The sequence below is a fragment of the Halalkalibacterium halodurans genome (assembly GCF_004376175.1).
In the GTDB taxonomy this organism is placed as follows: Bacteria; Bacillota; Bacilli; order Bacillales; family Bacillaceae_D; genus Halalkalibacterium; species Halalkalibacterium halodurans.
This window is the reverse complement of the sequence record NZ_SNUY01000007.1, coordinates 34,073-49,582: the sequence shown is the minus strand read 5'-3', so window position 1 is coordinate 49,582 and position 15,510 is coordinate 34,073. Positions and strand designations below refer to the sequence as shown.

At 46.5% G+C, this 15,510-nt stretch carries 6 protein-coding genes; 3 read left to right on the top strand and 3 right to left on the bottom strand.

The window, feature by feature from the left end:
• Nucleotides 1–37 precede the first annotated feature (37 nt).
• Both E2L07_RS03755 and E2L07_RS03750 read left to right on the top strand, forming a co-directional pair.
• The gene (locus tag E2L07_RS03755; protein ID WP_243854899.1) at nucleotides 38–2,305 is read left to right on the top strand and encodes a GH32 C-terminal domain-containing protein; all 2,268 of its coding nucleotides are present in this window, start codon (nucleotides 38–40) and stop codon (nucleotides 2,303–2,305) included.
• A 157-nt stretch (nucleotides 2,306–2,462) separates the two neighbouring features.
• The gene (locus E2L07_RS03750) at nucleotides 2,463–8,606 is read left to right on the top strand and encodes a GH32 C-terminal domain-containing protein (RefSeq protein WP_134228882.1); all 6,144 of its coding nucleotides are present in this window, start codon (nucleotides 2,463–2,465) and stop codon (nucleotides 8,604–8,606) included.
• A gap of 37 nt (nucleotides 8,607–8,643) precedes the next feature.
• On the opposite strand, the gene E2L07_RS03745 is transcribed toward E2L07_RS03750, so the two are convergent.
• The 3 genes from E2L07_RS03745 to E2L07_RS03735 form a co-directional block, all read right to left on the bottom strand.
• The gene (locus tag E2L07_RS03745; RefSeq protein ID WP_134228881.1) at nucleotides 8,644–11,103 is read right to left on the bottom strand and encodes a GH32 C-terminal domain-containing protein; all 2,460 of its coding nucleotides are present in this window, start codon (nucleotides 11,101–11,103) and stop codon (nucleotides 8,644–8,646) included.
• Nucleotides 11,104–11,180: 77 nt separating this feature from the next.
• Nucleotides 11,181–12,509 carry a glycoside hydrolase family 68 protein gene (locus E2L07_RS03740; protein ID WP_134228880.1) on the bottom strand — a complete coding sequence of 443 codons (1,329 nt, stop codon included), beginning with the start codon at nucleotides 12,507–12,509 and terminating at the stop codon, nucleotides 11,181–11,183.
• Nucleotides 12,510–12,531: 22 nt separating this feature from the next.
• A complete protein-coding gene (locus E2L07_RS03735) occupies nucleotides 12,532–13,833 on the bottom strand; it encodes a glycoside hydrolase family 68 protein (RefSeq protein WP_134228879.1) in 1,302 nt (433 codons plus the stop codon).
• A 902-nt stretch (nucleotides 13,834–14,735) separates the two neighbouring features.
• Here E2L07_RS03735 and E2L07_RS03730 point away from each other — a divergent pair.
• Nucleotides 14,736–15,494, top strand: a complete 759-nt coding sequence (locus E2L07_RS03730; RefSeq protein ID WP_134228878.1) for a TioE family transcriptional regulator — start codon at nucleotides 14,736–14,738, stop codon at nucleotides 15,492–15,494.
• Nucleotides 15,495–15,510: the final 16 nt, after the last annotated feature.

Below are 15,510 nucleotides of genomic sequence, written 5' to 3'. Positions count from 1 at the left end.
TGTTCCGGCTTTTATATGAAAGATGGAGGGGAAGCTTGTGAGAGGTGAAGCAGGTTTAATTGATCATGCCCTTTTGGCCCATTGGCCGTTTAACGAACGAGAAGGGCACGTTACGCGAGATAAGGTTCAACACATCGAAGACGCGGTTCATCACGTGTTCCAGCAGGCTGTGTTTCAGCCTAGTCGAACGATTAAACGACGACAGGGGATTCGCGGGCATTCGTTGTGGTTTGATGGGTATTCAACATATGTGAGAAGGAAGAAGGAGGCATTCCCCCCTTTAAAAGAGGGGCTCACCATATCCGTTTGGGTCGCCCCCCATTCCTATGGCGGCATTGATGACGATGTAATGGCAGCGCTCGTTAATCAGCATGTACCGAAGGATAAGACAGGATTCATCCTTGGCTTTCAACCCCATGGCGTGGTGGCATTTCACGTCGGATTAGCGAAGGGCTGGTTGAAAGTTTCTAGCAGGGAGATCACCGTGCCGAAAAACGAATGGACGCACGTTGCGGCCACCTATGATCCTACCGACGGCTTTATGGCTCTCTACTTAAATGGAACACAAGTGGCGAACACATACGGAGAGAAAGGCATTCCGATTGCTTGCGCCGATACGGATTTGCTCATTGGGAAGCACAATGATCCGAAGATGATCGAGGACACGTTTTCACTCGGGATGTTTAGTGGCTTGATCGATGATGTCCGCATATATAGCCGAGCGTTAACGGAAGAAGAACTTCTTAAGGAATGGCGAGCGTATTTGTCTATTTATGATGGGCAAATCCCGGAAATTGCTGAAAAGGATATGGCGATTCAGCGTGAGGAGTTTGGATCCGATGTCCATCGACCGCAATATCACCTTTCACCGCCGGGACACTGGATGAATGAACCCCATGCCCCGCTTTACTATAAAGGGCGGTATCACCTTTTTTATCAGCACAATCCACAAGGACCGTATTGGGGAAACATTCATTGGGGTCATTGGATTAGTGAGGATTTGATCCATTGGCGGGATCTGCCTGTTGCCCTTTCACCTGAAAAAGATCATGTGGACCCTGATGGAACGTGGTCAGGATGTGCCCATTACGATGAAGAAGGTGTTCCGGTTTTATTTTTTACTGCTGGTGACAATCGCTGTCTTCCGAATCAGCGGATCGGCTTAGCGCGAAGTACCGTGAAGCAAGATGGCGACATAGAGCTCAAGAAATGGATAAAGCACTCAGAGCCTGTATTGATTCAGCCAGAAGGGTTCGATTTAGATGACGATGGATTTCGCGATCCGTTTGTTTGGAAAGAAGGGGCGATCTGGTACCAACTAGTCGGCTCTGGTATGAACGGCCGGGGTGGAACAGCGCTGTTATTTGAATCAGACGATTTATATGAATGGACGTTTAAAGGCCCCCTCTACATAAGTGATCGAGCGAAGTACCCTTTTTTAGGGAGGGTGTGGGAGCTCCCGATTTTGCTTCCGCTCGGAACCGATAGTCGCGGGAAAGAAAAGCACATTTTCATCATTAGTCCGATAGGGGATGAGGCAGATGTGGAGGTTTTTTACTGGATCGGGACGTGGGATCGTGAAAACGGACGGTTTCTCCCTGACGAGGAAGAGCCGCAGCTATTTGATTTAGGTGATTTTCACTTTACCGGACCTTCGGCGATGATCGATCCAAAGACTGGACGCCTCATCCTTTTTACGATTGCTCAAGGGGAACGGCCGATCGAGTATGAATACGCTTCGGGTTGGGCCCACAATGGCGGGTTGCCTGTTGAGCTTTACTTGGCGGGAGATGATCGGCTAAAATTCAGGCCGATCATAGAAGTAGAGACTCTTCGTAAAAGGAAATTACTTGACGTGAGTCAGAAAACGGTTGCTGCCGTCAATCAAGAATTAAAAGAAATCTCAGGTGATATGTTGGAAATTCAAGTGACGTTTCAAGCCCGAGAGGAAGGGTGCTGCGGCTTGTACGTCCGTCAGTCCGATGATCGTAAGGAGGAGACGTTGCTTTATTATGACTTCTCCACCCAAGCTTTTTTCGTCGATCGTAGTAAGACCACGCTTGATCAGCATGAAAAAACAAAGGGAGTTCAAGGTGGAGCGACAGGCATTGCCAAAAATGAACCGCTTCGGCTGCGAGTGTTTTTAGATAAGTCTCTCGTTGAAGCGTATATGAATGACGTGAAAAGTTTAACGACACGAGTATACCCTACATTGGGGAGCGCAAAGGGGCTATCGCTCTTTGGGGACGAAGCTCTTGTGGTGGAGTCGATGGTCGTTTGGGAGTTGAACGGAATTTACGCGTAACAGGTGCCCCCCTGCGGCTTTTGCGGCAGGGGAGAAAGGCGCAGATAAAAATGAAAGCGCTTTTATTTTAAGTGATTTGAACAATGTTTGAACGATTTTCAAGGTGGGTTTTATCCTTTGTCCTGTTTTACTACCCTATAAAAGGAGATGGATTTTAATGAAAAGAGGTTCACCTAATCGATGGTTGATTGTGTTGCTGATTTTATTGATGTTAAGCCAACCGTTGTTAGATGTTCGTGCAAGTGGGGATGTGGAAGCAGAAGGGAGCGGTTCTTTGGATTATTATGATGAAAAATACCGGCCCCAATTTCATTTTACACCTGAACAAAACTGGATGAACGACCCGAATGGAATGGTGTACCTTGATGGAGAGTACCACTTATTTTACCAGCATAATCCGACAGAAACGGTATGGGGACCGATGTATTGGGGGCATGCGATCAGTACCGACCTCGTCAACTGGGAGCACCAACCGATTGCGTTATACCCTGATGAACATGGCTTTATTTGGTCTGGAAGTGCCGTCGTTGATGAGAAAAATACGAGCGGCTTTCAATCAGGTGAAACGCCGGTTTTAGTTGCGATTTTCACGTATGAGTTTGGTCAGGACCATCAAACGGTGGGTCTCGCCTACAGCAATGATAAAGGACGGACGTGGGAAACGTACGAAGGAAATCCTGTCATTGAGATGCCCGACGAAGCAAAAGTAAGCAACGGAGGTGACGGTGTTTTCCGCGATCCGAAGGTGTTTTGGCATGAGGAATCAAATGAATGGCGGATGGTCATTGCCACGGGGAAGCAAGCCGATTTCTATTCTTCTCCTGATCTAAGGGAATGGACGAAGGAAGGCCGATTTGAGACGCCAGAAATCAATGGGGACCTTGGGATTTGGGAATGTACGGACCTTATAAAACTCCCAGTAAACAAACAAGGAAACGAGCATAAATGGGTACTGATCACAAGTGTAGCCAACGGTCCAACGGGGAGCCAAGGGATGGGCTATTTTATCGGCGATTTTGACGGTGCGCATTTTACCCCGGATGAAGAGGAAATACGCTGGCTCGACTTTGGGCCCGACATGTATGCAGGGGTGACGTGGAGCAATGCCCCAGACGATCGTCTACTGTTACTTGGCTGGATGAGCACCCCTCATTATGGTGGAGAGACTCCAACCGATCCTTGGCGGAGTGCAATGACCGTCCCAAGGGAGCTATCATTAAAGGAAGTAGACGACGAACTTGTGTTAACACAAACTCCTGTTAAAGAACTTCAAAGCCTTCGCGGGAAAAAGCGAAGTTGGTCTGATCAGAGCGTTTCTAGTTCCAATGAGCTCCTTGCTGAGGCTGAAGGGGACACGCTCGAAATCATCGCTGAAATCGATTGGACGAAAACAACGGCGAACGAACTAGGATTTCATGTTAGAAAAGGTGAGGGGGAATGGACAGCTGTTGGCATCGATCGAACGGAAAACAATGTGTATGTGGATCGAACACAATCAGGCGAGGTCCACTTCCATCCAGACTTTGCTGCAAAGCATCTGGCTCCTTTCCATGAAGAAGAAACGGTCAAAGTTCACTTATTGGTTGACCGGTCCTCGGTTGAAGTGTTTTTCAATGAGGGCGAGGTTGTGTTTACCGAGCAAATTTTTCCCGATCATGACAGCTTGGGAGTCGAATTGTTTGGCGATGAAGGCGAAATTTATGTGAAAAATCTCGAAATCTATCCTTTATCTCAGGCAGAATTCATCCCAAGTTATCCGCAGGAATTTAAGCGTAGTTTCGGGATTGATCCGAGTGAAATCAACGTAGCAGAGCTCCCGAATGACATTGAAAATCCAGATTTTGAAACGGGGGATCTCACGGGCTGGACGACATTTGGAAGCGCCTTTGAAGGAGTCATTACGGACCAGAAGGAGTACTGGGGTGGTCGTTTTGGTCATCAAGGCAGCTACCATTTGTGGGGATTTGCTGGTGCGAACGAAGAACGGGCGGATGTTCGTGCAGGGATGATGACCTCTAGCTTATTTAAGCTAGGCGGAGATGGAACGATTCGTTTTCGCATAGGCGGTGGAGAAGATGAAGAGCGGCTCTACGTCGCTTTAGTTAGGGCGTCCGATGGAAAAGAATTGTTCCGGGCAACCGGTCACAATGATGAGCGATATCAACAGGTGACCTGGGACGCTTCTGATTATTTAGGTGAAGCGATGTTTTTAAAAGTGGTCGATAGGCATTCTGGCGGGTTCGGCCATATCAATCTTGATGATATTCAAGTGTTCAATCAAGAAAAAAAAGAAGGACCCTATGAAATGGAGAATCCTAGCTTTGAAACAGGTGATTTAACGGGCTGGACGGTTGTTCGTGGAGACGCCTTTAGCGATGGAGCGGTTACCGACGAAGCTGATTATTGGAACAAACAGCCGTTTAAGCAAAATAATCTGTGGCACATATGGGGTGGAAGAGGTGATGATTCCAAGGTCGGTGTGATGCGCTCCCAAACGTTTACATTAGGGGGAGATGGGCAGATCGATTTTCTGATCGGTGGAGATGAAGACATTGAAAACTTATACGTAGCCCTCGTTCGAGCCGAGGATGGGGAGGTTGTGATGAAAGAGACGGGGCACGGCAATGACACATACCGCCGGGTTCATTGGGATGTCTCTGCTTATGTGGACGACGTGTATTACATTGAAATTGTCGATCAGTCGACAGAAGGGCACCTGAACCTAGACGATGTCAACGTTCCGCCGACCGCTTCATTGCATGGAAATGTGGAGCCAGGTATTTTCAACCATGATTTTGAGTATACCGCTCTTCATCCTGATCGGATTCGCGGCTGGGAGGTTGTTAGTGGTGATGCCTACGGTCCGGAAAGCCTAGTGCGAGACACGCATTGGAGCGATGGCGGCACATTTGATCAAGCGGGTGACTATCATCTTTGGGGATTTAAAGCAGCTGGAGACGAAGCAACGGGAGAATTGCACTCAAGTCCGTTTGTGTTAAGCGGGAACGGCGGGATCGACTTTTTAATCGGTGGGGGTGATGACATTGAAAACCTCTATGTCGCTCTCGTTCGGGTAGCCGATGGGGAAGAATTATTTAGAGCGACCGGGCGTAATTCAGAGACATATCAACGGGTATTCTGGGATGCGTCGGCCTATGTAGGCGAGGAAGTGTACATCAAGATTGTAGATGATGCGACAGGGCCTTGGGGTCACATTAACGTGGATGATTTCAATGTATATAACTCCACATTTTCGCGGGAGTTGCTCGGGCATTGGTCCTTTGATGAACAAGAAGGAAAACATACGAAAGAGCAAGTAACCGGAAGAAAGCAGCGAATCCATTATTTTTTAAATGAAGGGAAGTATCAACCACCGCGTGATCCGATGTGGAGAAATGATGGGATTGAAAACGGGACGCTGTTGTTTGACGGTTACTCCACATGGATCGAGAGTCCGCCTCATCATATCCCCGTTCCTGAAGACGAGATCACGCTTGAGGCTTGGGTGGCACCAAGAAATTTCGAGCACGGGGATGAGGGACGTTTGTCTGCGATTATGAACCAGCATGATCGAGAGAAGAAGGAGGGCTTCATTTTCGGGCATTACCGTCACGGCACGTGGGGCTTGCAGTTTGGGACAGGCGATGATTGGTTTGAAGTGATGTCAGATGTTGTCCTTCCGCTTGAAGAATGGTCGTACATTACAGCTACTTATCGAAGCTCGACAGGGGAAGTAGTTCTTTATTTAAATGGAGAAAAGGTAGCCTCGCGTGATTTTCCGAAAGGGACGTTGATTAAGCCGAGCGCAACGCCGTTAAAAATCGCTAAGAACAACCAAGGAATGTGGTTGTACGGCTTCACGCTCAACATGTTTAGCGGCCTTTTAGATGAGGTGAAGCTAAGAGGTCGGGCTCTATCTCCTGAGGAGGTTCAACAAGAATATGAGCGGTATCTCGACCAAGTCGGTGGGAACTTGCCGACCCCTAATATGCGCATCGATCGTAGTATTTTGGCAAATGATCCGCACCGTCCGCAATATCATGCAGCTCCGCCTGTTCACTGGCAAAATGAGCCGGGTGGTCCGTTTTATTTTAATGGACAATACCACGTGTTTTATCAGAGCAACCCTCGTGGCCCTTACTGGAACCATATTCGCTGGGGGCATTTAGTAAGTGATGATATGATTCATTGGCGAGATGCCCGTGATGCTGTCATTCCAGGGAGGCACGATGTAGATCCAGATGGAGCATGGGCCGGAGATGCGGTCATTGATGATGATGGAAACCCAGTCATCTTTTATACCGCGGGTGATGACCGTCGTACGCCGAATCAGAGGATTAACATTGCACGAAGCACGTTTGTCAAAGATGGTGACCTCGATTTAAATCGCTGGGAAAAGCATCCTGAGGTTCTTTTAGACCAAGAGCCTGGTCAAGGCATTTTAGGAGAGTTTCGTGATCCGTTTCTGTTTAAAGATGGCGATACGTGGTTCATGCTCATTACGTCAGGAGTGGAAACCGAACAGGGCGACCCAGTAGGGGGAACGGCGCTTGTCTATTCGACTGAGGATTCGAGCTTTGAAGAGTGGGAGTACCGCGGATACTTATACGTTGGCGATTTCGAAAAATACCCGAAGACTGGACGTGTGTGGGAGCTACCGATCTTTCTACCACTAGGGGATAGCGGAAAGCATATTTTGCTTATTAACCCAGCGAAAATGGAAGAAGAGCAATTCCAATCTCGCTATACGTGGTATTGGATCGGAACATGGGATAAGGAAAAGGCAAGGTTCATTCCAGACGATGAAGAGCCGAAATTACTTGATTTTGGTGATCATTTTACAGGACCAGCAGGCTTTGTCACACCAGATGGGCGAACGGTTATTTATAGCATTGCCCAAGGAAGGCGAACGGCGTTAATTGATTATGATTCAGGTTATGCTCACAATTTTGGTCTACCGATTCATGTCTACCTCCGTGACGATAATCGTCTCGGGATGGAACCAATTGAGGAAGTGGAATCGCTTCGAGGCGATCTATTAGTAGAAATAACGGAAGATACGCCATTTGCTGAAGCGAACGAGATTCTTTCTCAAATTCAAGGAGATATGCTCGAAATTGAGCTAGAGCTCGATCACGGGCAAGCGAATGAGGCCGGTCTAAGTGTCAGGAGGACGCCTGACGGGGAAGAGGAAACGATCCTTTATTATAAAAAAAGCGCGAAGGAGTTTTGGGTTGATCGCACAAGCTCGAGCTTGAATCGTGACTTGGAAGGATGGTATCAAGGAGGTCAGGTTGATCTTGGCGGAGAGCAGATGAACATGAGGGTCTTCCTCGACCGCTCGATGATTGAAGCGTACTTGAACGGTCTGCAAAACATTACAACGAGAGCCTATCCGACAAGGCCAGACGCAACGGGTGTCCAGTTGTGGGCCAATGACCATGAAGATTCCGTCATCGTGAAGTCTATGAAGGTGTGGGAAATGAATTCGGCCTATCAAGACGTATCGGTCACAGGTCTTGAGTTGAACCGTGAAAAAGAGGAGATGATGGCGGGAACCGAACAATACGTCACACCTATTGTTTCCCCGCAGCAAGCAACCAATAAGGATGTCATTTGGACCTCAAGTGATCCTTCGGTGGCGACTGTTACGAACGGGCGAGTAACAGCTCATGCATCAGGGTCTGTTTCGATTACGGCAAAAACGAGGGATGGAGGGCATGAAGCTAGTACTGATATTGTTGTCGTCGATCCTCCTCCAACTGGTAACCTTACAAATCCTAGCTTTGAAAAGGGGCTGGAAGGTTGGACGATCCTTTACGGTGATGCGTTCAGTCCTGATGATGTGACGGATCGAACCGATTGGGGGTGGGGAGGGCCATTTAATCATGTAGGAACCTACCACCTGTGGAGCTTAACGACAGGCGATGATTCACAAACGGGGGCGATGCGTTCCGAGACTTTCACGCTTGGTGGGAACGGCCAGATCAACTTTTTAGTTTCAGGAGGAGACAATATATATGATCTCTATGTCGCTCTCGTTCGGGAATCGGACGGAAAAATGTTGAAAAAAGCAACAGGAGGAAACAATGAAGCTTATTACAGGGTGCACTGGGATGCTTCTGATTATATAGGTACTGAAAGTTATATTTTAATCGTGGATCATGCGACCGGTGGTTGGGGTCATATCAACGTGGATGATTTCCATGTCCCCGTCCAATTGAACAGAAGTGAATGTTCAAAAAAGGCAAAGAAAGATAAGAAGGGGAAGAAGAGCAAGGCACGGGAATGTAACGAATAGATTCGTATCTATGTTTCCTCGGATTTTTGTACATCCTCTAAATCTTCGTGCAATATAAAAGTCTGACCTCGCCTGCCGTCATATGGGCATGGGGGTCAGACTTTTCTTTAGATCGAGTATTAAAAGCACTACTTAGTCGCCATACGTGCATCGACTTTACTTCGGCTTCTCCTTCAGAAAATAGCTCTAAGGAGAGCGCGTCTTTTTTCGTCGGATAGACGCGAGTGGTTAAGCTGTTTACGCTATTAACATAAGCCTCAACCATGGAGCGGTCAAGAAAAATACGTAGCCTTAAAAGGTCGCCATCGATCTCAACATGACCTCCTTGAATGCCTTTTTCTACCTCGTCTGATAAACTAGAACGTTCTCGGTCCACATTTAATGTCTGTTCGGCAAAATCGTAAAAAAGTAACGTTTCTTCCTCCCGATCTGGTGATTGACGAACGTAAATTCCTGCTTTGTGCGCGTCTTTTCTGTCGAGGGTCAATTCGATTTCCAACATGTCTCCACGAATCCCTTCCAATTGATGATTCGCTTCCTCAATTGAAGTAGGACCTTCGAGAGAAAACAACCGCTCCTCACGTAATTGTTCCACTTCAGGGATTGGCTCTACTCCTAAACGGTGACCGTCACGCAAGGATAGGACGAGAGGGAGACCGGCATTATGAGCCCAGCCTGCCTGATAACGACTTTCCTCTGTTCGTTTATCTTGCGTAATCGAAAATAGGATCGATCGCCCTTCTTCATCTACCATGCCGCTCGGTCCTGTGAAATGCTCGCCAACATCTAACAGCTGCGGCTCTTCTTGATCAGGTATAAATTGAGAAGTGTCTTCATCCCACGAGCCAATCCAGTACCAAACATATTTCACCGCATGCTCGCTCTCGCCATCAAACCAAGGGTTGATGAGGAATACATGCTTTTCGTCTCCCTGCTCGTCTTCACCAATGGGTAGCATAACAGGGAGCTCCCACACATGACCCGTTTCTGGATAGGCATGGACATCGCCAATCATGAGCGGATGTTGATATTCCCAATGCACCAAATCATCTGATGTGTATACGAGGGCGGTGCCACCGACAGGCTCATCTCCGTCTTTGATGCCAGAGCCAACGAGCTGAACCCATTGATCTCCAGATCTGAACACGAATGGATCACGAAACTGCCCATGCCATACCACCCCTCGATCGGTCTCAAATTCTTCTTGCATGACAACAGGCTCTGGGTGTTTCATCCAATGGATTAACTCATGGTCTTGTTCTTCTAAATACGTACTTCTGGCTAAGCCGATCATTTGATTAGGTGTCATGCTGTCGTTCCCTGCCGTAAACAATAAAACAGGGTTACCGTCCTCATCAATCACGCTGTCCCCAGACCAAGAGCCATCGGGATCCACTTGATCGGCTTCCGGCGCTAAGGCGATCGGCAAGTCTTGCCAGTGAATCAGATCGTCACTCACTGCATGTCCCCAATGAATGTTCCCCCAATAAGGTCCCGCTGGGTTGAATTGATAGAATAAATGGTATTGACCATTAAAATAGAGCGGAGCATGAGGCTCGTTCATCCAGTGCTCTGGAGCGGTGAAATGGTACTGTGGCCGGTGACGATCCCCTTCATACCGGCTGCGATCCCAAGCAAGTTCCTCGCTAGGGTCAGGGAGCCCCTCAGCAGCATATTCGCTGAAACGCTCCTCGACTATCGGTTGATCCAGCGCCGTTTCATATACCGCAACCTCATCAATCAGGCCATTAAACATACTCGCATCGAATGTGTCGCTAATGTTTGCGGGGGCATTGTTTTTACCAATTCGAAGCTCTTCATCTGGGAATTCGATCGTTACCTCAGGCGGAATGACTAAATGGCCTGCCCGCTCACCATTACGATATAGGACGACCTCGTTCGTTTCCATAGACAGTACAGCGACGATATGGGACCATTCGTTGTGCGGAAGGCTAAATTCTTCCTCTGCCCATACTTCAAACCATTCCTTGCCTGTCCCAAATTGGAATGACCACGTTCCGTGACGAAACACCCCTAGTTGGAAGCCTTGTTTCTCTTCTTTATCATGAAAACTCACGATGGAAGAAAGCTTGTCGTCGTTTCCCCATTCAAAGGCACGAGGAGCGACCCAAGCTTCTAGTGTCAAGGAACCTTCGGGAAGGTCAAGGGTAGAGGCATCAGCTGATATCCATGTGGAATAGCCGTCAAACAGTAGCGCGTGTCCCGAAATCCCGTTTCTCCAAAGAGGCTCACTATTCGGTTTATCAACGGCTTCGTTAAAAACATAATGAATGTCATGTTCTTGTTCGGAGCGAGATTCAACGGTCGTGTGGCCAGAACCTTCGTCAAATGACCATAGGGCGGCCACTCCATCGATTGGCTCTTCTTCCGGCGGTGTTTCTGGAGGCTCCTGTTCAATTTCTTCATCGTTATTCGTGATAAACCAAAGGACGATGGCGATGACGATAATTGTCAAGATGATGAGATAACGTTTCATGATGTTTTTCGCTCTCCTCCTTTACCTTGTGTATAGAGAGGAGCCAGTCTAAAGGGAAGACTGACTCCAAGTGAACATTATTTAATGACACCTTGCCCTAACTCAGTAACAATGCGTGAGCGATCTTGGTTTAATGCAATTTTTAAAGATGGGGCAGGCATACCACCAAAGTGATCAAATTGAAACTCCTCCGGCTGGTGACCGATGTCTCCAATCGTTAAGTCACCAATGTCGGTGAAGTGGACAAAGCTAATGACCGTACCGTTCGGCAGCACTAACCAGGAATAGGCTTGAAATGGGTTTTCCTCAGGATTGGCAATGACTAATCCACTGCCATTTAACGGTTCATAGTCACCAAATAACTCATCAGACACAAAGCCATATAACCCTTCTGGCCCTGTAATACCAGGGGCGAATTTATCAAAATGGGTGTCTGTAAACAAGTAATATTGATTCCCTTTTACGATAATGTGAGGCCTTTCAAGCTCTTGGTTGACGCAGTTCGCCTCTAGTAAAGGAGGGAGCAATTCGAATTCTGTATAATCGTCATTCGTCACTTTGGCGATCCCGATGCTACCATTGAACAACACAGACCCTTCTGGAACTTCGTGATGTTCAGCAAATTCTGGAGATCCGCTATGTTCAGGTAAGCATGAGCGGTCGGCTGGTGCACCGCTTGAATTACCTTCAAAGATAATGTACTCTTCTCCAGATTTCGGATCCTTAAAAAATTCTGGATCACGGAACGCGTAAGCAATATCCCCTTGATCTCCTTGCTCTTTTGTTTGATAGTATTCACCATCAGCTTCTAGGATGATCTGGTGATCTGACCAGTTATCGAACGAAACGCCATTTTTTGACGTAACGACATCAGCCGAAGCTTTCGCAAATCGTTGCTCATAGGTAAGAGGCTCTTCACCTTCTCGACCAGTCGCCGTATAGAAGAAGTGGATTTGGTTATTTTCATCGATCATCGCTGATCCAGCCCACTGCCTTGAGCCTAGGGCGTCTCCTTCCTCAAACACTGGACCGCCACTTACCCAATCTTTGCCATTCTTCGAGTAAAAATAACGGATTTCAGCGATGTCGTGGACTTTTCCTGGTAAGACATCACTTGGGGCCGACAAGGCAAAAATGATTTTATACCCGTTAACGGTTGCCACCGAGCCATCTTTGTTTTTTAACGGCCAAGTGTCCCACGTATGATAGTCGTCATCGAGTTTTTCCAATTCGTCAGCGTTAATGATCGGTGCGGTGTTTTGTTCGTTTAATTCGATTTTTGAAACGTGCTCTCTCGTCCAATTGGAACCGGTTCGATCTTCAGCCGTAGCAGAATCTGCTAGTGGTGAAAAGATCGTCGAAAGGCCGATGATTGCAGTCGCCACTAACATGCTTTGCTTTCTCATGTTTGGACCTCCTCTATTCGTTTTAGTTTGAAGGAATGATTTGTCCTTCGCCAAGCTCACCTGTCACTTTTGTCGTATCGTTTGAAATGGATAGTTTAAGAGTTGGCGCGAATGACCCACCAAATTGTAGGTCGCCGTTTACATCAAGAAACTCGTTGACAAAGCTGAGCACTGTTCCATTAGGCATGACATACCATGAATAGGCTTGGAATGGATTGTTTTCAGGGTTTGCGACAACAAGTCCGTTTTCATTTAATGGTTTATAGTCACCATGAAGTGAGTCAGCGACAAACCCATACAGTCCATCTGGACCCCATAATCCTGGTGCAAACGTAAACTCATGACTAATCGTGAACAAGTAATACTTTCCGCCTTTTTCAAGTACGTGTGGACGCTCAAGCTGCTGGTTCACACCCATTGCCTCAAGAAGAGGAGGCTGTAACTCAAACTCGGATAAATCATCATCTAACGCCTTAGCAATGCCGATGTTTCCGTTAAAGTCTTCGGCACCCTTAGGGACCTCATGATTTTTACGGAATTCTTCATCTCCGATATGGTGAGGTTCTACTACTTTTTCATAGCCAGCCGTATTACCCTCGAAGAGAAGGTACTCTTCACCAGTCTTTGGATCTTTGAAAAACTCAGGATCGCGGAATGAATAGAGAATGTCTCCCGTCGCTTGATCCATTGTTTCGTAGTATTCTCCGTCTGCTTCAAGCAACAGTTCATGCTCACCCCAATTAGAAAGCGAGACACCTTTGTTTCCTTTTTTCGCCTCAATGTCAAATGTCACCTTGGCTAGTCGCTGTTCAACGGATGGTACCTCTTCTCCTTCACGACCAGTCGCAGTGTAAAAAAGATGGACTCGATCGTTTTCATCAATGATGGCCGATCCTGCCCAACGTCTTGAACCGTAGGCTTCGTCTGGATCATAGGCGATATCACCCATCGTCCAGTCCTTACCGTTTTTAGAGTAGAAATAACGAATTTCTGCTACATCGTGACGTCCGTGCCATGTGTACTCTTTAGAAGCAGTTAAAGCGAAAGCCACCTTATAGCCATTGACAGTAGCAACCTTCCCATCACGATCTTTTAACGGCCATGTATCCCAAATCCAATAATCAGGAGCCACATGTTCAAAATCATTGATTTCAGGTGCCGTGTTGTCCTCAGTAAGAACAAAATTTGATGCGTGCTGACGTGTCCATACTGGGGTATCAGACTCCCTTTCAGCTGCATGTGCTGTGAAAGGAAGTAGCGAACTGACAACGATCGCTGTTGATAGTACGACTCCTTTCCAAGCATTTGGTTTCATTCTCTCCATACTCATTCCTCCTTAGGATTTTGATAGTGAAGGAACATCCAGAGCAAACAAAGGCCTGAGACAATCAAGAGGAAATTTAATCCTTTTTTTACTTTGTTAGACCAGACCTATCCGCTCTTTCTCCCCCCAATATCGATGTACACATTCAGTCTAGCTTTCTCGCAAGACCCGTGCAATGACGGGAAAACGGGGGAGAAAAGGTAGGAAAATGTATACAAGCACCTTGTCAGATTAGGATTTAAAAACGTTTTCCCTTTTTATGAAAGTGATTTCATGATGAAGGAAAATAATCAAAAACTCATCGTATTTATAAGGGCAACTAGTAGATTTATATCAAATCTATGAGATGTTTAATGGAATGACTTGATTTTATATGTAAAAATAGTAAATAGACTAGATGGAAACGGATTCTTTCACTGTTTAAGTGGAGAAAAATGATCTTTAAAAAGTATTTTTCTGTAATGAACACGGTTGCAAAGAGACATAGCTTTGCAACCTTCCCTATGATAAAACGACTATGAATAAATACAAATTAAGGAAATTAGAGAATGGTAGGGAATGGATGTTTTGCTCGTTATGTTATGGAAAGCGGTTAGACTAACATATTTGGACGAAAGAGGGCAAAGCAAGTTTAGCGAGATACTTTGCTCATGGATCGGATCGTTAGGACATGTACTGCTTAGGAATTGGAATCCCATTGGAAAGTTCATGGCAACGTTTTTCCCGTCTGTATAATGCCTCAATCGTTGGTATAACAATGATGTAAGAGCAATATAGAAAGGAATAAAGCATAATAGGTTGAAGGATCGTTTCTCTTTATACTTTAATGTTCTTCAGTAAGGTTTGTGTTTTGCTTTCATTTTTGCTAACCTAAAGTACCTAATTTATTGGGAGGTGGGAGGATGCGCTATTTCAAGCCAAAGGAAATTGCCGATGAGCTACATATTAGTACAAGTGCATTAAGACACTATGAATCGTGGGGAGTTGTCCCAGCACCTGAGCGTGCCGAGAATGGGTACCGTCTCTACACGAAGGTTCATCTTGCCTATTTTCGTTGTTTACGATCCATGGTTCCTGGCTTTGGCTATCAACTGACCTATGACGTGCTTCGACACATCCAAAAGAAAGAGATGAATGAGGCGTTTTGGCTCGTTAATGAGGAACAAGCGAAATTGCATGAGGAAAAACGGCTAGCGGATCAAACGTTGGCGATGCTGCAAGAACCCGATGTTACCACCTTGAACAATAGGCGTATTAAAAATAAAATGACAATCGGTGAGGCTGCGGAATTGACTAATGTCCAGACGTCAGCCATCCGTCATTGGGAAAAGGAAGGCCTTCTCTCACCAGAGCGGAATCTCGAGAACGGGTATAGATTATATACACCTGTCCATATACGACAAATTTTATTGATTCGGACGTTAAGAAAAACGGTCTACTTTCTAGATAAGATGAAGGAAGTCGTTGATGCGGTTGAACATCAAAGCATTGAAAAAGCAAAAAAGATTACAGAAGAGGCACTTGTGAGTATCCACCAGCGCAATCGTCAACAATTTAACGGGGTTCATCAAATGATCGAGCTGTGCATTGAAGTAGGTATGATGGAATATAACGATCCGTCTCTGTTGTATTTGCCTTATCAATATGAACATCATAAGTGAAACAGCCACACCATTA